At 37.1% G+C, this 23,231-nt stretch carries 20 protein-coding genes; 3 read left to right on the plus strand and 17 right to left on the minus strand.

The features are described 5' to 3' along the window. Positions 1 to 1,282, minus strand: a 1,282-nt coding sequence (locus tag CBF30_RS09070; RefSeq protein WP_484444098.1) for a C-type lectin-like domain-containing protein, incomplete at its 3' end; no start/stop codon positions are given. Between the two features lie 276 nt (positions 1,283 to 1,558). Continuing rightward, entirely contained in the window at positions 1,559 to 2,188 is a 630-nt protein-coding gene (locus CBF30_RS09075; RefSeq protein ID WP_126825585.1) for a YfbR-like 5'-deoxynucleotidase, read from the minus strand. 392 nt (positions 2,189 to 2,580) lie between these two features. Here CBF30_RS09075 and CBF30_RS09080 point away from each other — a divergent pair, with 392 nt between their 5' ends. Then, positions 2,581 to 3,954, plus strand: a complete 1,374-nt coding sequence (locus tag CBF30_RS09080; protein ID WP_126825588.1) for an MATE family efflux transporter — start codon at positions 2,581 to 2,583, stop codon at positions 3,952 to 3,954. Between the two features lie 243 nt (positions 3,955 to 4,197). On the opposite strand, the gene CBF30_RS09085 is transcribed toward CBF30_RS09080, so the two are convergent. From CBF30_RS09085 to CBF30_RS09105, 5 genes are read right to left on the minus strand one after another with little or no spacing between them, the layout of a single operon-like run. After that, a complete protein-coding gene (locus CBF30_RS09085) occupies positions 4,198 to 5,211 on the minus strand; it encodes an ABC transporter ATP-binding protein (RefSeq protein WP_126825591.1) in 1,014 nt (337 codons plus the stop codon). A 16-nt stretch (positions 5,212 to 5,227) separates the two neighbouring features. Next, the gene (locus CBF30_RS09090; RefSeq protein ID WP_126825594.1) at positions 5,228 to 6,094 is read right to left on the minus strand and encodes an ABC transporter permease; all 867 of its coding nucleotides are present in this window, start codon (positions 6,092 to 6,094) and stop codon (positions 5,228 to 5,230) included. Then, a complete protein-coding gene (locus tag CBF30_RS09095; protein ID WP_390221167.1) occupies positions 6,091 to 6,930 on the minus strand; it encodes an ABC transporter permease in 840 nt (279 codons plus the stop codon). Before CBF30_RS09095 ends, CBF30_RS09090 begins: the two co-directional genes overlap by 4 nt. Before the next feature lie 11 nt (positions 6,931 to 6,941). Then, the gene (locus CBF30_RS09100) at positions 6,942 to 7,763 is read right to left on the minus strand and encodes an alkaline phosphatase family protein (RefSeq protein WP_126825597.1); all 822 of its coding nucleotides are present in this window, start codon (positions 7,761 to 7,763) and stop codon (positions 6,942 to 6,944) included. Continuing rightward, entirely contained in the window at positions 7,753 to 8,871 is a 1,119-nt protein-coding gene (locus tag CBF30_RS09105; RefSeq protein WP_126825600.1) for an ABC transporter substrate-binding protein, read from the minus strand. The genes CBF30_RS09100 and CBF30_RS09105 overlap by 11 nt, the downstream gene beginning before the upstream one ends. Before the next feature lie 268 nt (positions 8,872 to 9,139). Here CBF30_RS09105 and CBF30_RS09110 point away from each other — a divergent pair, with 268 nt between their 5' ends. After that, a complete protein-coding gene (locus CBF30_RS09110) occupies positions 9,140 to 10,711 on the plus strand; it encodes an Nramp family divalent metal transporter (RefSeq protein WP_126825603.1) in 1,572 nt (523 codons plus the stop codon). 46 nt (positions 10,712 to 10,757) lie between these two features. On the opposite strand, the gene CBF30_RS09115 is transcribed toward CBF30_RS09110, so the two are convergent. From CBF30_RS09115 to CBF30_RS09150, 8 genes are all read right to left on the minus strand, one after another. After that, positions 10,758 to 11,741, minus strand: coding sequence for an ADP-ribosylglycohydrolase family protein (locus CBF30_RS09115; protein WP_126825607.1), 984 nt, complete (start codon positions 11,739 to 11,741; stop codon positions 10,758 to 10,760). Between the two features lies 1 nt (position 11,742). Then, positions 11,743 to 12,198, minus strand: coding sequence for a PTS sugar transporter subunit IIA (locus tag CBF30_RS09120; protein WP_170168998.1), 456 nt, complete (start codon positions 12,196 to 12,198; stop codon positions 11,743 to 11,745). Between the two features lie 2 nt (positions 12,199 to 12,200). After that, the gene (locus CBF30_RS09125) at positions 12,201 to 13,625 is read right to left on the minus strand and encodes a PTS transporter subunit EIIC (protein WP_126825613.1); all 1,425 of its coding nucleotides are present in this window, start codon (positions 13,623 to 13,625) and stop codon (positions 12,201 to 12,203) included. Positions 13,626 to 13,640: 15 nt separating this feature from the next. Continuing rightward, entirely contained in the window at positions 13,641 to 14,483 is an 843-nt protein-coding gene (locus tag CBF30_RS09130) for a PRD domain-containing protein (protein ID WP_126825616.1), read from the minus strand. A gap of 379 nt (positions 14,484 to 14,862) precedes the next feature. After that, positions 14,863 to 17,103, minus strand: coding sequence for a beta-glucosidase BglX (bglX, locus tag CBF30_RS09135; protein ID WP_126825619.1), 2,241 nt, complete (start codon positions 17,101 to 17,103; stop codon positions 14,863 to 14,865). Further along, entirely contained in the window at positions 17,096 to 18,514 is a 1,419-nt protein-coding gene (locus CBF30_RS09140) for a sucrose-specific PTS transporter subunit IIBC (protein ID WP_126825622.1), read from the minus strand. Before CBF30_RS09140 ends, bglX begins: the two co-directional genes overlap by 8 nt. A 69-nt stretch (positions 18,515 to 18,583) precedes the next feature. Next, positions 18,584 to 19,408 carry a helix-turn-helix domain-containing protein gene (locus CBF30_RS09145; RefSeq protein WP_126825625.1) on the minus strand — a complete coding sequence of 275 codons (825 nt, stop codon included), beginning with the start codon at positions 19,406 to 19,408 and terminating at the stop codon, positions 18,584 to 18,586. Between the two features lie 20 nt (positions 19,409 to 19,428). Continuing rightward, the gene (locus tag CBF30_RS09150) at positions 19,429 to 20,355 is read right to left on the minus strand and encodes a helix-turn-helix transcriptional regulator (protein WP_126825628.1); all 927 of its coding nucleotides are present in this window, start codon (positions 20,353 to 20,355) and stop codon (positions 19,429 to 19,431) included. Between the two features lie 87 nt (positions 20,356 to 20,442). On the opposite strand from CBF30_RS09150, the gene CBF30_RS09155 reads away from it, so the two are divergent. Further along, positions 20,443 to 21,216, plus strand: a complete 774-nt coding sequence (locus CBF30_RS09155; RefSeq protein WP_170168999.1) for an alpha/beta fold hydrolase — start codon at positions 20,443 to 20,445, stop codon at positions 21,214 to 21,216. Positions 21,217 to 21,253: 37 nt separating this feature from the next. Here CBF30_RS09155 and CBF30_RS09160 read toward each other — a convergent pair whose 3' ends face one another. Both CBF30_RS09160 and CBF30_RS09165 read right to left on the minus strand, forming a co-directional pair. Next, on the minus strand, positions 21,254 to 21,550 hold the full coding sequence (locus CBF30_RS09160) for a hypothetical protein (RefSeq protein ID WP_126825634.1): 297 nt from the start codon (positions 21,548 to 21,550) through the stop codon (positions 21,254 to 21,256). A gap of 14 nt (positions 21,551 to 21,564) precedes the next feature. Further along, the gene (locus CBF30_RS09165) at positions 21,565 to 23,088 is read right to left on the minus strand and encodes an ABC-F family ATP-binding cassette domain-containing protein (RefSeq protein WP_126825637.1); all 1,524 of its coding nucleotides are present in this window, start codon (positions 23,086 to 23,088) and stop codon (positions 21,565 to 21,567) included. Positions 23,089 to 23,231: the final 143 nt, after the last annotated feature.

Consider the following 23,231-nt stretch of genomic DNA (forward strand, 5'->3'; position numbering starts at 1 on the left):
GCTGATCACTTGGGATTTCTGTTACTTCTTTCCCTGTTTTATCAACGATCTTCGCCACTTTGACTTCCGTCGTTCCGTCTTCTTTATCGGTGCCTTTGACGTCTTTCAGTGGGTCAATCTTATCCCCAACTTTATACGTTTGATCTTGCGCTTCGATAACCGGTTTGTCGTTGCTTTTAAATGTTTGAGTGTAGCTGATTGATTCATCAGTATTATTGGTTAAATCTTCTTTTTCGTTGCCATATGTACTGTATTCAACATAGTATCCTTCAAGTCCAGCCCAAGAATTATCAACTTGATTGGCATTGTTTCGTAAATCATTCCATTTTCTAGGATTTGCTCCAAAACCACTAAAAGCAAATTGTAAAAAGGCTTCATTAGAATTGTTAGCATTTGGTTCGCCACTGTTAAAGTTACTGTACACTCCATCAATGGTTCCACCAGCATAAGCGGTATTATAGAAAGTGTTCCCTGCTTCTGGACCATCTGCCCAATACCATTTTGTATTGTTGGAGGCGACATTAATTGCATAATTGCTCGCGTCTGTGCTTAGAGTTGATTCGTCATTGATTTTCGCACCAGAGTTTAGCACAGCACGTGTACCACCAAGCCAACCACCCTTATTTGCAATACTTCCGTAAATAAAATCTTGTTCATCTTGTGAAGTAATGGTAGCTAAGTATCCATGTAGCCCTTTATAAGTTCTCTGTTTAGCTGCATTGTAAGCCTCTAACCATGTTTTAGCTTCCGGTACATATTCATAATAATGAGAAATGCCCATTTCGTCGACATATTTTGTTATTTTTTGTTTAGAGATATCAACCGTAATACTTGCTTGATTATTACTAGTATCGACTCCTGTAACCACTATATTTTTTAAAACATCTGTTACCTTGTCTTGATTTTGAGCAGTCGCAAAAACTAAACTATAGTTTACGCCCTCACTTGTGACTACTTTGGTAATATTTACATCAGATGTACTTGCGTTATATCCATTAATCGTTAGGTCCGAAGCTTGTTTTGTTGTGATTGAAATAACTGAGTAGTTATCTCCAACAGGTACACTAATATTATTTAATGTATAGCTCTCTCCGTTTTTAACAACCTCATAAGATAATGCTTTTTCATTCTCCGCAGCAAGTGCATATGTCCCATTGTTTGATGGACTATTTGCTAGTACTTGGGACAAAGGAAAATTTCCAACTAAAGTTGTCATGACGAGTCCTGTGGTTGCACTAGCACGAATGATCTGATACGCTTTGTTTTTTAGCCTTTTTTTCACTTTTTAAGCTCCTTTATTTAATTTATCTGTTCCATGTCTATCATCATTCTATCGGGATAAACGGTTTAAATCAACAAAAAAAAACTATGTATCCCCCTTTTAACGAATTGTTTTTTTTTTGTTTATTTTTAATACTCTCTACTCAATCATTTTTTTCCTTTAAATGATAACTTTTATGCGTAATAAATGACAAAAATAGGGTTTTTAAAAAAAATAAAAAAAACAAAAGAAAATTCCTTTGATTTTTTTATAAATAATTTTATTTTGAGTGTAAAATTAATCAATAATTTTATACACAGATTCTAAAAATACTTCTCTGCCATAAAAGTCTCGATTTAGTAGCTCTGGAAAAATTTCTTGGAAAAAGTATTGGACAGACGGACGATGACCATACTCTTTGATGGTGTGAATTGATTCAACAAACATTTCTTTATAAACAGATTCGGGATTATTTTTTATAATTTCTTCAAACGATTCATAGAGTAAATCAACTTTATCTGCCACCGCCAGAATCTCCCCTTCGACCGATTCATCTTTTCCCTCAAAAAGCCTTCTTCGATAAATCTCTTGGAACGCTTCGGGAATTTCTTGATTGATGAATTCATCTGTCATTTTTTCCTCTACAGTTTGAAGCATTCCCCGCAATTCTTTACTCGCATATTTCACTGGTGTTTTAATATCTCCAATAAAACGCTCCGTATAATCATGATTTAATGATTTTTCATATAAAGTTTTCCAATCAATAGAAACTCCTTGATTTTCTTCAATATCACCTAACACTTGAGCAATAGAGGCCACTCGGTAAGAATGCGCCGCTACAGTATGCTCAGTAAATTTAAAAAATCCTGGCGCTCTTGTTATTTTTTCTAAGTTATTTAAGCCTAAAATAAATTCATTCAATCCCATTTGTACCCCTCCATTTTTTTATTATCATACCATCATTTTCCAAATAAGCAACTCTATTTTACGATTTTATCTGTTTATTCCACTACGACTTTTATGCTAGGTGAAACAAAAACTCAACCAGCCGCGGTTTACTTGGCTATAACACGTATTTTCCGCTTTAACTGCCTGTTTGGGCGCATAGCTTTTTTTTCGTTTGCCCCTCCTATGACCTGTTTATTGAGGTTATTACTATAAGCTCTTCCATGATTTTTACAGTAGAAAGATTTCAATTATCTCTTATATTTCTGCAAAATGTTTTATTTCAAATAATTTAAGCAAGATTTAAATAAATATAAGCAACAAGTGCTATAATAAAAACTAATTTAATTTGAACTCTGAAAGGGGGAGTCTTATTGTATACTCGTTGGAAAATTTACTACCAAAAACATTTTTCTAGTCCATTGTTTGCGCCCAAAGATGTTTTTCAACTAACTCTTCCAATTATAGTTGATCAGAGTTTTGTGATTGGAATGTCGCTGTTAAATACTGCAATGATTAGTTCTGCAGGGATTGCAGCTGTAAGTGCCGTCAACCTAGTCGAATCGCTAAACATTTTTTTCATTAGCGTATTTATTGCACTCGCTACAGGTGGAACAGTAATGGTCGCACAAGCAAGAGGAAAACACGAGGAACAACTGGTGGAACGTTCAGGCACTGGTACCTTGACTGTCGTTTTTGGTTTAGCTTTACTCCTTGCCACATTCATCTTACTCTTCCATCGACCACTTTTAACCGGACTTTTTGGTGGCTCCAGTCCCGCTGTTATGGCTAACGCTAAAATCTACCTGATTGGTTCAATGCTGAGTTACCCTGCATTAGCAATTGTTGAAGCTGCTTGTGGCATTTTGCGGGGGGTTGCCGATACTCGTGCCTCTTTATTTTTATCAGCTTTTACTAATATTGGCTATGTGCTCTTAAACTTACTGTTCATTCAAGTATTCCACTGGGGCATAGTTGGAATGTCTGTCGCAATTAACATTGCTCGGCTTCTAGGAGCCATCCTGTCTTTGTGGTATCTTACTTATCAAAACGATTCCTTACATTCTTCTTTTAAACGTTTAGTTCCTATTGATTTTCCACTCGTTAAAAAGGTGTTGAAAGTTGGCTTTCCTTTTGCTGCAGAACAATTATTTTTTAATGGTGGCAAAATTTTAACCCAAATTTTTATTGTACAGCTAGGAACGCTCGCCTTAAGTGCCAATGCGATTGGCGGTTCTTTAACCATGCTTCTTGAAATCATTCCAGGATCACTAGCTTTGGCTCTTGTTCCAATTGTTGGACAGTCAATTGGGGCAAACGATCAAAAAAGTGTTCAAAAGTTTTGGCGTTCTTTTCTTGGACTCGCATCGATTTCGACCCTTTTAACGAGTGGTCTGCTTATTCTTGCCTACCCTATTATTATTCGCTTATTTAATGCTCCTAAAGCCGTTGAGCAACAAGTTTTCCTACTACTTCTACTTGTATCAGTTGCCAGAATTCTTGTCTGGCCCATTAGTTTTATCACCCCCTCTGCACTTAGAGCAGCTGGAGATGCCTCTTTTACTTCGATTGTCTCATTGATTACGATGTGGAGTATTCGGATTATTCTTGGTTACTTACTAGGAATTACCTTTCATTATGGGTTAATTGGGGTCTGGCTCGCTATGTGTGTGGAATGGGGAATTCGCGGCATTATTTTTACCCTTCGAATGAAACGTGGAAAATGGCGGACTAAAAAAATCATTTGATTGATGCAGCGATTAATGACAACGAACAATCAGTCTCAAAGTAAAAACTTTTGGGACTGATTGTTCGTTGTTTTAGCTTTAATATCTTCGCAACATTTTCGTAAAAAGTCTTCAATAAACCTCTTCTATACTTGAGCTATCAACCAATCATAGGAGGGCTTAATTATGGGAATAATCTACAGTATTTCAATACTAATCGGCTTAGGGTTACTGCTCAATGACATGAAGCGTCCCTAAACTCGTTTATAACAAAATAAAATCTTTGGGATTGACATACAAATCCACGAATTCATTTTTCTTTGGTATCGTTTCTACATTATTTAGTAGATCCACAGCTATATCTACCCCATTAATTTGATAATGACACCTAACAATATTGCCCAAAACATCACGACGAAGATACTGACAGCTTCGAATGATACAATCGGTCTCATTCTGTGGCTCCAGTTTAATCACTTCCGGCCGAATGGCCACCTTTTTCACATCTGTGTGTAAATATCTTGAATCAGATAGAATGGGAGCAATTTTTTCTTTTTCAAAACAATTATAATGGCCAATAAAGCTTGCTACAAAGTCGTTTTTCGGATAAGAATATAACTCTTCCGGCGTCCCTGATTGAACAATTTCCCCATCATGCATCACATGAATGGTGTCACTAATGAGCATGGCTTCTTCTTGATCATGTGTCACAAAAATCATGGTCATGCCCAACTCTTGTTGCAACGTCCGAAGCTCAAGTTGTAATTCCTTCCTAATCTGTGCATCTAACGCACTAAGAGGCTCATCTAACAATAAAACTTTTGGTTCCACAATCAATGCCCGAGCCAATGAGACTCTTTGCTGTTGTCCCCCAGATAAATCACTAGGAAATGCTGCACTTTTTTCCTCCAAATGAATTAAACTTAGCATCGTCATCACTTTTTGATGAATTGTTTTTTTATCTAATTTTTGCACACGCAGTCCATAAGAAATATTATCGTAGACCGTCATATTAGGGAACAACGCGTAAGACTGAAAGACCATACTAATGTCTCGGTTTTGAGCGCTTTGTTTAGAAATATCTTTTCCATCTAAATATAAGTTTCCACCATTAGCTGTTTCTAAACCAGAAATCAAACGCAAAAGAGTCGACTTCCCACACCCACTAGGTCCAAGGAGCGTCACCAATTTTCCTTGTTCTACAGACAGATCCACATTTTTTAATACCTGTTGCTTGCCAAACCACATCTCTAATTTTTCCACCTGTAAAAAACTCATTATATTGTCTCCCATTCTAACTTATTTTTGCTGTAGAAGTATTTTTTTCGACTATCTTCTGACTCTCTCTACCAAATCGCCTTTTTTTTCGAGTATTATTTGCGCTTTCTTTCATTTTTTTACTCAATTGATTCATCCCGAATCCAACTAAAAATAAAATAATAAAGTAAACCACCATGACAGAACTTGCAATATGCCCATTTTCGTTCATTCGACGCAACATATAGATTCGGATCGTTTGAAAACGTCCTCCAATTAAAAGGTTTGTTAGGACAAACTCACCTAAAAATCCCGAAAAAATCATCAAAGAACTAAGTAAAACACCAAAGCGAATATTTGGGAGGATTACTTTCAAAAATGTAGTCATGCTACTGGCACCCAACATCTTGGAAGCCTCAATCAGAGACTTGCTATCGATAGCCACCATACTGTTGCGAATTCCTTGATAGATTAGCGGAAGTGAGGTAATAAACAAAGCACCCACTAACACTAAGAACATGGGAATTTGACTGCCAGAGTAAATCTTTAATAATCCAGTCGCTAAAATTACCCCTGGTAATGCGTAAGACACCAGTGAAAAGTATTGCATGGTGTAATCAACTTTGGGAAACATATGGTAGACGACATACACTGCAGGTAACATTACTACGAGCAAAACTATTAGTGACACAATCGCTAATAAAAATGAATGCCCAATCGCAACATAAAAATTTGTATCTCCAAAGAGCTGCTTGATCCATTCTAAAGTCACCCCCTGTGGCAGGATTGTCTTCCCCCATTTTGTCGCAAAAGCGTAAATTGTCGTTGACACAAAAGGCGTCGCATAAAAAATTGCAAAAATCAGTAAAATTAGTTTCGTCGAAAGTGGCAGTTTCTTTTTCATAGTGACGTCCTCCTTACTCTTCTAACCAACAGCTGAGATAAAATCATTGCCAGAACCATCATGCCAAAAAACACCACTGCTAAAGCACTTCCTACATTCGGTCTAGCATAAACATCCCCTGCAATCAATGCTGAAATTCTAGTAGTTAGTAAGTTAATGTTACTCCCTACTAACGCATACGCCGTCTCATAAGTTCCTAGGCCGTTGGCAAACAAAATGATAAAGGTACTCCCGAGCGTTGGCATCAGTAGCGGAATGCCCACCTTGCGCCAGTAAAAAGAACGACTAGCACCAAATAAGTCGGATACTTCAATCCATTCTTTCTTCATCTTACGCATAGCAGGATAGATAAAAATCACCCCAAGGGGAATTTGAAAATACAAATAAGTTAGAACTAATCCTCGCCAGGAATACAGGTTAAACGTCATCAAATGGGGAAAAGCAAGTTTTAAAATCCCAGAATTCCCCAACAAGATAATAAACGCAAAGGCTAACGGGACCCCTGCAAAATTCGCCACCAAATTGGTCACTACCGTTATTTTTTCTTGCCATTTTTCTGACAGTTTTAATAAGCAATTACACAAAACAATAGCTAAAATCAGGCCTAAAACACTTGAAAACAAGCCGATTAGCGCGCTATTATAAAAAGCTTGATAAAAAAAGGAATTGGTAAATATCTCATGATAATTAGATAAGGTCCAGGCTCCATTTGTATCTGTTTGAAAACTAGAAAGAACCATGCCAATTACTGGCATACATAAAAATAATGCCAGCATACATACCAAGGGAAACACCACTGCTATAAAAGGAAGTTTTTTTTTCATATTTGCTAACATCGAATTCTCCTTTACTGAATCCACTTAGGAAATGTTACGGTCACCATCTTTTCAGCAACTGGAATTTTCAATAACTGACAAGCAAATGGTGCCAGCTGTAATTGAGGAATTAATTCTGTCCTTTTTTCTGCTTCTATCTTGTCAGAAATTACAAATAGAGGAACTTCTCTATGAGCAGAAAGTGAGCCCCCATGTATCCCATGTTCGTCCATCCCATGGTCACTTGTAACAATTACTTGATACCCTTGTTCAACCCATTTTGGTAAGAAAAGACCTAAGACATTGTCCACACGATTAACCATACCGAAATATTCTTTCGAAAAGCCCCCATACTTATGCCCTGCATCGTCAATGTTCATCGAATGAACCAAAACAAAATCTGGCTGACTTCTTTCGATAAGAGCATGCGCATCAGCAAACAAATGGCTATCTGGGTAAGTGTCTTCAAAGTAAAATAATCCTTGTTGAATATTTTTTTCGGGATTTTCTTGGAAACGATGATTGAAAATAGAAAAGGGTGCTTCATTATACAATTCACTAACCCAGTGATAGGCTGCAGCTGCTGTTTTTTTGTTCTGTTCTTTGCAGAGTGAGAAAATAGACTGTTCTTTTGAATTTCGCACAGAAGCATTTGTGGTGATACCATTTTGATAAGTAGGAACCCCTGTCATCAACACTTCATACAGTGGTCTTGAATTACTCGGCATTTCTGCTTGAACTTTGTAAGAACTTGCCTTGCCATGTTCCACCAAATGATTCATATATCCTAACTGTTCCATCGCCGCTTCATAACGACACCCATCAAGTACAATAAAGATTAATTTATTTTGCATAGATCAATACCTCCTGTTGCCATTTTTCTGGTAAGCTAAGGGCTGTTTTGTCCCAAGCTGTACTATCTTTTAGTGGTTGCACAGATTTATATTCACTATCTGGCAATAGCTTATCTTTGACCTCTTGTGGTAATTTAACAGTGGAGCGTATCGGACGTGCGTATCCTTTCGCTAAATTAATTTGACCTTCATCTGAAAGGATGTACTCTCTAGCTAATTTTGCAGCATTTGGATGTGGCGCATTTTTATTAATCAAAGTAGTGTAACCACTCATAACAGATCCATCTGTTGGAATTTCAACTTTAAATCTCGTTTTATCTACTTGATCTCGGTAATTAAGTGCATTGAAATCCCACATTACTGCTACATCAATTTCCCCTTTTTCTAAATTCGCCATGGTCGAATCAACAGAAGACAAGCGACCTTCTTTAGCGATTTTAGCAAAATACTTTAATCCCGGAGCAATATTGGTTTCATCTCCACCATTCGCAATTGCTGCAGCAAGTACTGCAAATTGTGATTGATTCCCTTTGGTTACGTCTCCAATCGCAACTTTATATTTACTATTTGCGAGTTCTTTCCAAGTCTTAGGAATATTTTTGACATTTTTGGTATCTACCATGAAAGAAATCGTTCCAGTATAACTAAGCATCCAGTATCCTTTATCATCCTTAGCCCAACTTGGAATATCTTTCCAGTAAGAAGTTTTATAGGCTTGAACTAGATTTTTTTGAACCGCTAATGGTCCAAAACTAATTCCTACATCTCCTATATCTGCAGTTCCGTTTGTCCCCTCAGATTGAAATTTTGCCAATTCTTCTGCACTAGACATATCAGTATCTGTGTGGTTAATGCCATATTTGGTCTTGATGTCGCCCCAAGTACCTACCCAATTCGCCCATGAATCTGGCATACCTACACTAGCTACTTGACCTTCTGCTTTTGCCTTTTTGGTAATTTGCTCAAGTGTTTGTGTGCTGTTTTCTTTGTTAGCTTCAGCGGTTGACTCTGTTTTTTTATTTGAAGAACAACCCCCAAGTCCCAGAACTACTAACACACCTGCCATGCTAATGCCCACTTTTTTTACCATCGTTTTTGTCAATTGCATTTTCTTCCTCCTGAATTTTAACTTTAGAAGAACTCCCTCTTCCGCCTCAAGTATAACGGCTTTTTGTAAATTTCCCTTTCAAATAAAGGATAAAATTTTGTTAAATACAGGTAAAAATTTTGTTTATGTTTGACTTTTATCAAAGAAAAAAACGGTTTACCAAAATAAAAATAATTATTTTCATAAAAAAATATTAGGCATACCTTAATTTTTGGTGTATGATATAACTATGAATTGGTTCAAATTTATTTTCAAAGGAGTTTTATCAATGAACAATCAAAATAAAACAAGGAAGAAGCATTTAGTTGAATATGCTAATGGACCTTCCTTAGAAGAAATCAACGGAACGATCGAAGTTCCTAAAGGCATGAGTTTTTGGAAAACCTTGTTTGCCTATTCTGGGCCAGGTGCGCTTGTTGCTGTAGGCTATATGGATCCAGGAAACTGGTCAACTTCAATTACGGGTGGTCAAAATTTCCAATATTTACTTATGTCAATCATTCTCATTTCTAGCTTAATCGCCATGTTGTTACAATATATGGCTGCAAAATTAGGAATTGTTTCGCAAATGGATTTATCTCAAGCAATTCGAGCTAGAACAAGTAAACCACTGGGGATTGTCTTATGGATTTTAACCGAGCTGGCTATTATGGCAACAGATATTGCAGAAGTAATTGGTGGTGCAATTGCACTTTATCTACTATTTAAAATTCCATTAGTTATTGCTGTATTTATTACTGTTTTCGATGTACTGCTATTATTATTATTAACAAAGATTGGCTTTAGAAAAATTGAAGCCATTGTCGTTGCATTAATTTTTGTTATTTTCATTATTTTTGCTTACCAAGTAGCTCTTTCACATCCTGATTGGGCACAAGTGATCAAAGGTTTAGTCCCTAGTGCTGAAGCTTTTTCTAGCTCACATGCTGTCAACGGCCAAGTACCATTAACTGGGACATTAGGAATCATCGGAGCAACTGTGATGCCACATAATCTGTATCTTCATTCTTCTGTTGTTCAAAGTCGTAAAATTGATCATGACGATCCAGAAGATATTGCACGCACTTTACGCTTTTCAACCTGGGATTCAAATATTCAGTTGACTATGGCGTTCTTTGTTAATTCATTACTCTTAATCACAGGAGTTGCCGTTTTCAAATCTGGTGCTGTTGCTGATCCTTCCTTTTTTGGACTATTCGATGCATTATCTAACCCAGCTACAATGAGTAATCATGTGTTAGCCCAAGTAGCAAGCTCTGGTGTTCTTTCTGTATTATTTGCAGTTGCCTTACTTGCTTCTGGACAAAATTCGACTATTACTGGGACACTAACAGGACAAGTGATTATGGAAGGATTTGTTCATATGAAAGTGCCTTTGTGGGTAAGAAGATTAATTACCCGTTTACTTTCTGTTGTTCCAGTTCTTATTTGCGTCATCATGTCAAGTGGAAAAAGTGAGGTTCAAGAACATATCGCCATAAATAATCTCATGAATAATTCCCAAGTTTTCTTAGCATTTGCTTTACCCTTCTCCATGCTCCCTCTCTTGATGTTTACAAATAGCCGAGTAGAAATGGGCGCTCGCTTTAAAAATTCTTGGATTATTAAAGGGTTAGGATGGATTTCTGTAGCTGGTTTAATTTTCTTGAATATGAAAGGTTTACCTGATCAAATCGAAGGATTTTTCGGTGATAAAGCGACTGCTAGTCAGTTAGCTTTTGCAGATAACATTGCGTATGCCTTGATTATCCTCATCGTAGTCGTACTCATTTGGACAATAGTTGAATTATATAAAGGAAACAAACGCTACGAAGCACAATTACAACTCGGAAATTCTTAAAAAAAAAGCACGACCATTTGCTAGATAGCAAGTGGTCGTGCTTTTTTTATATCACATACGGCATAATTTTTTTAGTCAATTGATGAAAATCAAGCTGATTGACTGTCTCTAATAACACAACATCTTCCTGTGAGAAATCTGGATGCAGCGCTCCACAAATTCCGCCTGCAATCGCACCGATTGTATCAGTATCGCCTCCAAGGGAAGCGGCAAGTTTGACTGCTTTATTGGGATTTCCCTCAGCAAGTGTGATAACAGCAAAGACGGCTGGAATGGTTTCAATGGTTTCTGTTCCTGTCCCTAACTCTTCATATAGTCTTTTAATGGCCGTGTCAGGCTCTTGAGCAATTTCTTTTGCACGTACTAATCGTTTCACTAATGAAGCAGTCGGAACGTCATACCCTTTTTTCAGACCCATACGAATACTTTTCTCGGCCAAACTCCATAAGTCTTCTAGACTTTGCCCACCAGAAATAGCATAGCTGATTGAAGCAGCGACTGCACTTGCTCCAGCAATGGCAATCCCAGTATTATGCGTGGGAATGCAAATTTGATGAACGGTTTCAACTAATTCATCCATTCTTTTATAATCACGAATTAAGCCAATCGGTGCAATTTTCATACTCGCACCGTTAGTCGTACCAAAACGTCCTGTTTCGTAAATTGAGATTCCTTGTTTCATTTGTTCCAACGCTCGTCTAGTACTTGGACCAGATACTAGATCAGCAATAGGAGAATTTTGAGTCCAATCCATCAATTTTTCCAAATATGTTTCAACTGATAACTGTCCTTTTGCTTCACAAATCATTTCTAAAATAAACAAAACATTTATCGTATCATCGGTAATCTGCCCTGCTTTCATATCACGCATGATTGCCCCTTTGTTAATCGATGAAACCAATTTTTGGACACCACGGGGAAATTCCTCCTGGATCATCGCTTGCGTCCAGAGCTCAGTGGGCATTCCCATTGCATCTCCTAGCGCGCCACCAATCAACACCCCACGTACGCGCTCTTCTTTGCTTGTCATTTTATTCTGTCACTCCTTCAAAAATTTCTCCTAAAAATTCTAATTCTCTCACTTCATTTCTAGCGTAAATTGATAGCTGCTGTTCCATAAAAACCTCTGGAAAAATGACCATTGTCCGGCTATCATATCCATTTTCCTTAAGTTTGACCAAATCAAAGTGCACGAGTTCTTCACCAGGAAAGACTGTATCGCCAACATTCCTTTGGAGCGTAAAATACTCCATTGGTGCCTGTTTGGTATTTACCCCTATGTGAATCAAAACTTTCAACCCATTTTTTTCTATTAGTACAATAGTATGATTGTTAGCGAGTATCGCCTCAATTTTTCCTTCAAAAGGTGCAACCACCTTTCCTTGAAAAGGTAAAACAGCAAATCCATCTCCTACTAATTTCTTTGCCAATGGATGTGGCCGTAGCCCTTCCAAAGCTAAAATTTTCCCATGGATAGGTGCGTACAAAGCTATAACTTTTTTTCTTGCCCGTTTTCTCCTTTTCCAAAACTAATATAGGCGAGTAAAAAACCAACTAGCAGCGTCGCTAGAGTCGCACAAACAGCTACCAAAAATCCGCCATACTGCCCAGACTTAGGATCTATAAAGCCAACCATTCCAAACAAACCGATTGTACTTGCATAATTGTGAACATTAAAAATAGCAATAATTACCGCTCCGACAGCACTGGCAATACAGCTAATCGCAAAACGTTTTTTGACTGGTAAAGTAATCCCATACATGGCCGGTTCAATAATACAAAATATAGTTGAAATCATCGCAGGCACACATAACGATTTTTCTTTTTGACTTTTAGTTCGAAGATAAACCGCAAAGACCACTGCCATTTGTGCAAATGGAACTGTATATATCATCGGTAAAAGAGTATCAAACCCTTGAGTAGCTAAGTTATTGATTCCAATCGCAACAACCGGCCAGTGCAAACCAAGAAGAACTAGTGGCTGATAAAACAAGCCGATCACAATCGCTGTTAAGATAGGGGAGGCATGATATAAAAAGCCAATCGTTGCTGTAATCAGTGCGCTGGCAAAGTTAGCAATCGGACCAAATACTAGAATTGTGATTGGTACACCAATAATTAAAGTAATCAACGGAAGTAAGGTAAAGCTCATTACTTTTGGAATCAATGTAGTCAATTTTTTTTCTAACTTTGAAATAAAAAACATGGCTAAAATTATCGGGATGACCGTTGAAGTATAGCCATTACTTGGAAACATAATCGGAATGCCAAAGAAAGTTTTGTAGATAGGCGTTGCAAAAATCGTATTTGAAAAAAGAGTATACATCGCCTTCCCTTGAGTTAGCTCTGTTAAAATTGACGGGAATACTAACGTCGCTCCCACTATCATTCCAATAAAGCCATCTGAGTGAAAAGCTTTTGCACTCGTATACCCCAAAACAATTGGGAAAAACGTAAACAGCGCATTTCCAAGGGCTTTTAATATTAGATATTCACCACTAGTCGTGTTTGTCAGATGAAACAAAAGTAGCAGCGATTGAATCCCTAAAACAAGCGAGGTTGCAATCAATATCCCTAATGTTGGGGTAATGATTTTCGTAATCGTTTCAATAAATTTATTAACTAATCCTTTTGGTTCTTCTTTACTAGTGGTTTTAGTTTGATTGAGTACTACTTGGTCTACCAACTCACTATAAACATCCCCAACATGGGTCCCGATTACTACTTGTAGCTGACCACCAGAAAACTGTACCATGATAATTTGTGGATTCTTTTGTAGCGTTCCTTCATTGACCAACTCATCATCCACTAGGTTAAAGCGAAGACGAGTCATACAGTGTGTAACATTTTCGATATTATCCTTTCCTCCAACACTTTCAATGATCGTTTCTACCAGATGTTCGTATTGCGCCATCTTCTTGTCCTCCTTTTATTTTTCTTCAAAAACAATGCGTTGAATATGCAAGACTAGATACATTTTTTCATCGCTTGTTAAGTGACAGTCATGTTTTTCTTCCATATACTTTTCAATCAAACGTACACATTTGTAAGACTCTGAATACTTTTTTTGCAATAATAGCACAATTTCTTCTTGGTCAGATGTCGCCTCTTTTAACTCCCCTTTTAGCACTCGCTGTGAGAAAAAACGCAAATGTGTAATTAAACGCTGATAGCTCGTCCCATGATAATCAAAATCAATCCCAAAATGATAGCGGATAATATCACTAATATCTTGCACTGTTTCTATCACTTTTTTTATATCACCAGATTCTGAGATTCCAGTATCCATTCCCAATAAATGTAGCGTAATAAAGCTAGCTTCTTCATCTGGTAATTGAACGTCAAGTAATGTGTTAATTCGATTGACACCCCAAACACCTATTTCATACTCTTCTGGATAAAAATATTCAATATCCCATATGAGTACACTTTTATATAAATATTCTGCTTTTTTTCGAGATAAAGCAAAGTTCAAATGGTCGGATAACGTAATATAAATAGACTCATTCACTTCTTTTTTTGTTTTCCTTTGATAAAGCTCAACAAGTTCTTCAATCACTTGAAAAATTTCTAAAGGAACCGCATCAACTAGACTAAATAACTTCTCTTGAAATTCTGAGTTGGATAGGAAAAAACTTTTTTGAATTCGATTTTGGTCAACTTTTTGCCCGATTTTTTTCCCAAAAGCAATCCCACGCCCCATCACTATTCTTTCTTTACCTTCATCTTTCACAATCAAAAAATTGTTATTTAATATTTTATCTATAATCATCTTCAACCTCCGAAAGATTCTGTTTTAGCTCAAAAAAGACCCACCTCTCCCTAAATAGGAGAGATAGGTCTAGCTTACAACTAAATGTAATGACTACCCTTAAACTCAATCACATTGGCTAAGCCAGGCAAAAGAGGTATTCACATCGAATACATATTTTATTTATCATATAAAAGATAGCATTTATTACACGCTTAGTCAATATTTTCCCATAACAATATCTCAATAAAGTTGAATAACGTTCGCTTTTGAAGCGTTTTCTTACATAGCTTTTTTTTCTGTTTCTTTTACTACAAGGATGGCAAAAAAAAAAGTTTCTAACCACTGACTAAATGCAGTGTTTAGAAACTTTTGAACAATAGGTTCTAAGATACTCCTCCTAGTTTTTAATCAAATAAAATCTTCCTTGCTGCTGATTATCCTCTGAATCTTTCCCAATAAATAGATTAAACGCACCGCTTTCGCTTATCCAACCTTCTTTGGGTGAATAAAATCTTAACTGTTGTTCAGTTATTTTAAACTGAAGCGTTTTTTCTTCTCCACTATCTAAAATAACTTTTCGGAAGTCTTTTAGCTCCTTCACCGGTCGTACAACCGAAGCTGCAATATCTTGAAGGTATAACTGGACAATTTCTTTTCCTGCACAATTACCAGTATTTTTAACTGTTACCGATGCCGTGATAGTACCGTTTTCGTCCATACTTTCTTTGTCTAATTCCACTTTCCCATAAGCGAACTCTGTATAGGACTGACCATATCCAAAGCAGTAAAGTGGACTATTGTCTTCATCCAAGTACCTCGAAGCAAAACGATGATTGGGATTACTCGCTTGTACAGGTCGCCCAGTCGATCCACTATTATAGTAGATTGGCAATTGCCCAACTGATCGTGGGAATGTCATTGATAATTTAGCACAAGGATTGGCTTTCCCATAAAGAATATTGGCTAAGGCCTGCCCTGACATCGTTCCTGGAAACCACGCATAGAGAATCGCTGCAACATCCTCAACAATTTCATCTAGGAGTAAGGGACGTCCCGCATAAACAATCAAGATGATTTTTTTCCCTAATTTTTTTAACGCTTTTAATAACTTTACTTGATTTTTAGGCAAACAAGGCGTTGTGCGAGAGCCACCTTCACCACTTTGATACGTAGATTCGCCTAAAGCCAAAACGATTGTATCCACATTTGAAGCAACTTTGATTGCCTCTTCAAGCATGGTTTCTTCCGAGTGAATATCGATATCAATGGCCTGACTATATTTATCATATTGATCAACCTCAGAAGCTGGCAAAATATTGCAGCCTTTGGCAAAAGCTGGCAGCACAATACCCTCATCTGCCAATTGCTTAAGTCCCTCTAAAAGCGACACCGTATCTTTGGTATCACCCGTAATAGCCCAAAAACCAATAGTTGCTTTTTCCTCTCCATAAGGCCCAATCACAGCGACTTTTTCTGCTTTTTTCAAAGGCAGCACCTGTTCATTTTTCAAAAGAACCACGGACTCTTCAGCTAATTGCAAAGACGTCTGCCTGTGTTGAGTAGTCAATCGCTTCCCTTTCGAAAAATCAAGTGGATCGAGCCCACGATATGGATCTTCAAACAAGCCCAAATCATTCTTCAGTTCTAGCACTCGTAAAACCGAATCATCCAACAACTTCATGATTTCTGGATTTTCATTGGCCAATGCTGGCAAGTGATTGGCGTATACAGATGTCTTCATATCAATATCAACTGTATTTTCAATAGCCATTTTGGCTGATTCTAAGTCATTTGCTGTGTACCCATGCACTTTTAGTTCTTCAATCGCCGCATAATCTGAGATGAGGACACCTGGAAACTGAAACTCTTCTCTAAGAATTTCTTGGTTCAGCCATTTATTTCCTGTACAAGGGACACCATTTAGCGTGTTGAAAGCAGTCATTACCAGTTTACTCCCTGCAGCAATAGCGGCTTGATAACTTGGTAAATAAACATTGTGTAGTGCTTCTTCGGATAGCTCAACGCCATTGTACTCTTTTCCAGCAATTGGGGCCCCATACGCTGCAAAATGCTTCACACAGGCAGCAAGATGATCCTGTGGAAGAATCGATTCGTCTCCTTGAATTCCTTTTGTCATGCTTTTGGCATACTCTCTTGCAAGTATTGGATCTTCTCCTGGGGACTCTAAGACCCTTCCCCATCTGATATCTCGAACAATATCAACCATCGGTGCAAATGTTACATGAATCCCGGAATCGTAACATTCTTTTGCCATCACTTTGGCTGCCTTCTCAATTAAATCAAAGTTCCAGCTACACGTTTGAGCGATTGGAATCGGAAAAATTGTTTTGTACCCATAAATAACATCTGCCATAAAAAGTAATGGAATATTGTGCTTCGTTTTTGCCAAATTTTTTTTTTGAATATCATAAATATTTTTAGGCTCAACCACATTTAACAAGGAACCTGTTGAATATAAATCAAAAGTCTCCTCATTAAAACCAATTTTTTTTAATGGTCCCGTTTCCATTACGGTGTCCTCTGCATCAAAAAAGTTACCCGTCAACTGAATGAGCTGTCCGACTTTTTCTTCTGTTGTTAAACTGCCAATTAGCTGTACCAGTTCTTCTTTACGCATGTTTGAATTCCTTTCCAACTTCATCTTTATAACCAAACAACCAAGTTAAAGTAAATGCTACAGCAAATCCTACCACACAAACAAGAATGTATAATGGTAATTGACTGTTTAAGTACAATAGCATACCTGGAATAACCGTGATGGACATTCCTGTTGCTTTTAGAGAAAAGAGACTTGCAAGAAATCCGCCTACGCCACCACCAATACATCCCATGAAAAACGGTTTAACGTAACGAATGTTCACACCAAAAAGTGCCGGTTCGGAAATTCCTAAAAGTGCAGAAAATGAAGATGGAAATGCTACAGATTTTATTTTTGCACTCTTTGTTTTCATGCCTACAGCAAATGCTGCGCCTGCTTGCGCAGCCATTGAAGCTGAGCTAATTGGATTGACCAAATTCCAGTGATTGTCGGCTAACATTTGGATTTCGATTAAATTTAACGCGTGATGTAACCCAGTTACCACAATGATTTGGTTGATGGCACCGTATACTAATCCGCCGAGTCCAAATGGTAAATTGAGTAGTAACTTCACAATGTCTAACATCCAGACTTCCACTTGATGGAAAAGTGGTCCTACTACAAACAAGGCAATAAGAAGCATTAATAACAAACTTAAAAATGGCGTCACAATCAAATCCAAAACCTCTGGAACATGCTTTCTTATTTTCTTTTCAATATTAGAACCGACAAAACCCATAATAAATGCAGGTAAAACGGATCCTTGGTAACCAGCCACTTTAATAAAACCAAAAAACATTAATGGGTTAGCATTTCCTTGTGCTACATCCCAAGAAGTTGGCAATAACGGGCTGACTAGCATGAGCCCTAACAAGATACCCAAAAGTGGGGAGCCTCCAAATACTCTAAATGCGGACCAGCAGACCAAAACGGGTAAAAAACTAAATGCTGTATCAGTTAGTACCTGCGTAATCACTAAAAAATTGCTTGAGATATCAGCAGGCACTAATCCAAACCAATGCAAAATTTGCTCTTGTGTCACAACATTCCTCAGTCCCATAAAAAGACCTGTTGCAACTAGAGCGGGGATAATTGGCACAAACACGTCTCCAAATACTCTCAACATACGCTTAAACCAATTGTCTTCTTCATCAGAGGCAATCTCTTTTAATTCTGACTTAGACGTGGCAGATACTCCAAGCGACTCCACTGCCTCATATACACGATTGACAGTTCCAGTTCCAAAAATAATCTGATACTGACCAGAGGTAAAAAAATAACCTTTTACTTTATTAATTTCCTCTACTTTTTCATCATCTATACTATCTCTATCCTTGACAATCAAGCGCAATCTTGTTGCACAATGTGCCATAGATATAATATTTTCGCTACCACCTACGGCTTCTATAAGTTCTTTCGCAATGACTTTGTATTCGTTTTCATTACTCAAAATAATCACCCTCCTATTTATGGGTTAACTATACAATGTTTTGCTTCTGACAAACAGTGTGATTTTTATCTATTTTCGGTCATTTTTTAACATTTTATATTTTCTCGGTGTAACACCAATCATCGTTTTAAAATACATCCGCATTGATTTTTCATTTGGGAAACCCGAACGTATGGAAATCTCTTCTAAGCTTAAATCCGTTGCATCCATCATTTTTATTGCCGCTTCTAAGCATAAGCTTCTTTTATACTCGATAAAAGTTTGACCCGTATATTGGTGGAACATTCTGGATAAATAATTCATCGAGTAACCACTCAGTCTTGAAAGTTTCGCAAGGGTCAACTCTTTCGTATAATTGTCTTGGATGATTTTGATTACACGGCTGACTTTCTCATTTTGAATTCTTTTTCTTTCACTTGTTTCATCTACCGCTTGACTAAAAAAACGAAGAAGCAAGTATTGCAATTTATGAATCAGACTTTTTTGCAGATAAGGTAAATACTCCGTCACCTGTTCGTGCTGTACTTCGACTTCTTTGATTGTATCAACTGTTACTTGGTACTCAGCCGTTTCCTTCTTTTTTGATGAAATATCCACTTGAACATTTTCATCTTTTAAAAATGATTCAGATAAATACAAAACAATCACTTCATTTTCTGTCAAGCTTTGTGTAGCATGCGGGACTAAACTATTAATCACATAGAACTCATTTTGCTTTAGTACCACAATCTCTCCACCAATCCAAATTTTCAAGCAACCAGAAACACAATATAACAATTCGATTTCTTTATGGACATGCATTGGGATAATTCGCTTCGTATCTTGTGAAAAAAATTTAAATAGATAACTGTTGGTTTTTGCATCTAAATAAATGGTTTCATATTCTTGATCCATTGTCTTTCCTCCATCTTTTGTTAGAGTTTCTGTAAGTGGCTCACTTGCTTGTGAAAGTAATCAAGTAACTTCGCTTTTAACGCTACCGGTTCAATTTGGATCATCCCACTAACAAATTTGGCTAAATAACTCAGCACAAAGTCCAATTCCATTGGATGGTATTGCCCGCACAAAAAGTAATGTCCGCACTCTTCCTTTAGCTTTATCGTAGGATAATTTTCTTTATAATACTCATCTACTAAAGAAGATGAAATTTCTACTTTAAACAAGCAACTTCGCTCTAATTTGTTACAACCAGCAATTTTACTGATTCGCTCTGGTGCTAGTCCTTTGTCTGCTTCTAATTTGTTTAATCCCTCAATCTTATCGCAGCGAAAAGTCTTTATCGTTCGATTGCCATAATCGTAAGCTTGAACATACCATTGATTAAAACGTGAAATGATTTGATAAAATTGAACTGTATACTCCTTCTTATTGTAAAACATGACAACTTTTGCCTCATTAATACTATAATATAGAACCTCTTTTAAATACAGACTTGCATAAGGATGCTTTTGGTTTTCAAATTGAATCTTATTTTCAAATAAATGCAGTTGCTGCCGCATTCTGGGTGAAACGTTTTCTAAAAATTTTTGCCGAATTTGTTGAAATTCAGCAGTGAAAGGTAAACTTCTATACTCTTTTATCATCAACAAAGACATATAAAGAGCAAATAATTCATTTTCAGTGAAGCGGATGGTTGGCAGCACTTGATTATTCAGTAACACATATTTTCCATAGCGCCCAGCATCACTATAAAAGGCTAGTCCAATTTTCTCCAAAGAAGTCAGATCACGAAGCGCCGTACTTTTAGAAATTTCATATTTAGACATGATATCCGATAGGTTGAACTGTTTTTTTTCATTTAAAAAGCGCAACATATCATTTAATCGCTCACTTTTTTTCATCGAACCCCTCCAATGGTTTCTTTATATGACACCTTTAAGTGCTACAATCATAGCATAAAAGGAAATAAAATTATAGGAGGCACTTTTATGAAACGACATTATTTTCAATCAGAAACGCTCACTCTCTCTTATCTGGATAACGAACAAGTAGGAAAGCCAATCATCGTTTGTTTACATGGATTGTTTGGTAGCGCTACTTATTTTTCAACTCTTTTAAATCTTAAAGAGTTCCATGTATTTAGCTTAGACCAACGAGGTCATGGCTTTAGCGATCACGCTTCTAGTCAAGCGTATACCATTCAGCATTTTGTTCAGGACTTTTATGCATTTTATAAGCAAGTAGTAAAAACACAAGAATTTGTTGTTGTTGGGCACTCTTTAGGTGGTATCGTAGCTTACCACGCAGCTGCTGTTTGCCCTGATATCAAAAAAATTATCTTAGAAGACATTGGCGCAATTGAAAAAGACGATTGTAGTTTTGCTGCAGAGTTGGACCGCTCTTTTCTAACACTCCAACAGCTCAATGACAAATTGGCACAATTTCATCTTAAAGATTCCGTTTACTTTTTAGAGCGTACCACTCAAAAAGAAGAGGGGTGGTGTTTTCAGTTTGATGCCAAACATGCTCAAAAAATTCAGCACAACCTCAACGGCAATCACTGGGAAACTTTGCTCAAAAGTAGTTGTCCCATTTTGCTTCTTCATGGAAAAAAATCATGGGTCATCTCAAATGAACATGCCTTAGAAATAGAGAAAAAACGTCCTCATACAAAAACAATCGTACTTGAAGAAGCTACTCACACAATCAACTTAGATGCACCCAATCTTTATCTCCAACATATTTTAGCATTTTTAAAATAATTCTATAAAAAACAGCTAAACCACATCTAGAAGTGGCTTAGCTGTTTTTCTCATTGGCTAGGTCGAAGCCATCAAAGACTTCTCCGTCATAGTATTTCATTAGCTGATCTACAGATAGCAAAGAAGAGGTCATCTCTTCTGGAGGTTCTGTTTGACGTTCTATGTATGAATCGTACACCTCAGCTAGATTGCGGTAAAGCTCTTTTCTGGAACTTCCTTGCCCCGTTATAAAAGGGAATTCTCTGATAAATCCTCGATAAACAGGGTGTTCCTCTTCAAATTCAATCGGTAACTCTGTAACGGTTAAGTTTAATTCTTCAAAGGTTTGATACATTTTTTTCTCCTTTGTTAGGCTTCAATTTCAATCACACGTTCTACAAATGGTTCATAAAAGTCTTGCTCATGCGAGACTACAATTACTGTTCCTTCAAATTTGACCAAACTTTTGCGTAGGTTTTCTTTTGTTTCTTGATCAATATGATTGGTCGGCTCATCTAAAATTAAAAAATTGCTTGGCTTCATGGTCATCTGAGCAATTTTGACTTTCGTTTGTTCGCCTCCACTTAGCATTTTTAATGGCTCTTGAGCCAATTGATTTGTCAGTCCTGTCTTGGATAATTGTCGTCTCAACTCTTTTGTTGTGGCTTTAGGAAACTGATTACTTAAGTATTGCAGTGGACTTTCTAATGGGTTCTCCCAAACCAAGTCCTGTGAAAAATAATTCACACAAGTATTTTCAGGAAAATGAAACTCTCCTGAGATCGGGGGAATTTCTGTAATCAAGGTTTTGAGTAACGTCGACTTTCCAATCCCATTAAACCCTCTAATTGCAACTTTTTCTCCATAACGAATCGTTAGGCTCAGTGGATTGAGTAACGGAACTTCATACCCTATACAAAGTTGATCCGTTTCAAGTGCAAGTGCAGTGACAATCGGTTTGTAAGGAAATTCTATATTAGGTTTTGCAGCATCACTTGGTGGTGTCAAACGATCAATTTTGGACAGTTGTTTTTCTCTACTTTTTGCCATCGTTGAGCGCGAACCCGCCTTATACTTGCGGATATACGCCTCTGTTTTTTCAATCTGTTTTTTCTGTGCTTCGTATTGTCTCAAGTAAGATTCGCGATTTAATTCTTTTTGCTTTAAGGCACGTGTCAAGTTCCCAGTATATTTTGTTAATTTTCCGAATTCTATATCTGCAATGTGAGTAGTGATTTCATTTAAGAAAGTCCGATCATGTGAAACTACTAGATATGTGCCATCAAACTCTTGTAAAAATTGAGTTAACCATTGGATATGAGTATCATCCAAATGGTTTGTCGGTTCATCCAGTACTAAAATATCTGGCTTTTCTAAAAGTAATTTGGCAAGTATAACTTTAGAGCGCTGACCACCACTTAAATTTCGGAGCATTGTATTAAGACCTAACACTTCAAGCCCAAGACCCGTGGCCATTTCTTGAATAATCGTGTCCATTTGATAGAAATTACCTTGATCCAATTCTGTTTGTAAACGTCCCGCTTTTTCTAGTACTTTGTCATCCAGACTTTCGGCATATTCTGCGTATAGCTGGGTAATCATAGCCTCTTTATCCAACTCTTGTTGAAAAGCAGTTTGTAGAAACTCTTGAATACTTTGTTCTTCATTCACTTGCACATATTGATCCAAATACCCCAATTGTAAGCTTTTGGGACGTTCTACTTTGCCATCGTCAGGCAAGATTTCTCCCGTAATAATTTTGATTAGCGTACTTTTTCCAGCACCATTTTGACCGATTAACCCCACATGCTCGCCTTTATTTATCTGTAAGTTTAACTCTTCGTATAATAACTTATCTCCGAATTGCTGTGTGATATCAACTAAATTCAACATCTTTTTCTTTCATCCTTCCACCATTTTATCCAAAAAAGCTGAAGACAATTTCCATTGCCCTCAGCTTACTTATTTTAAAGAAACAAACATTAGTTTTTCACTCATTCTAAAAACCTATTGCTCATCTCACCTGAAACAACTCT

Source organism: Vagococcus entomophilus, assembly GCF_003987595.1.
Classification (GTDB): Bacteria; Bacillota; Bacilli; order Lactobacillales; family Vagococcaceae; genus Vagococcus_E; species Vagococcus_E entomophilus.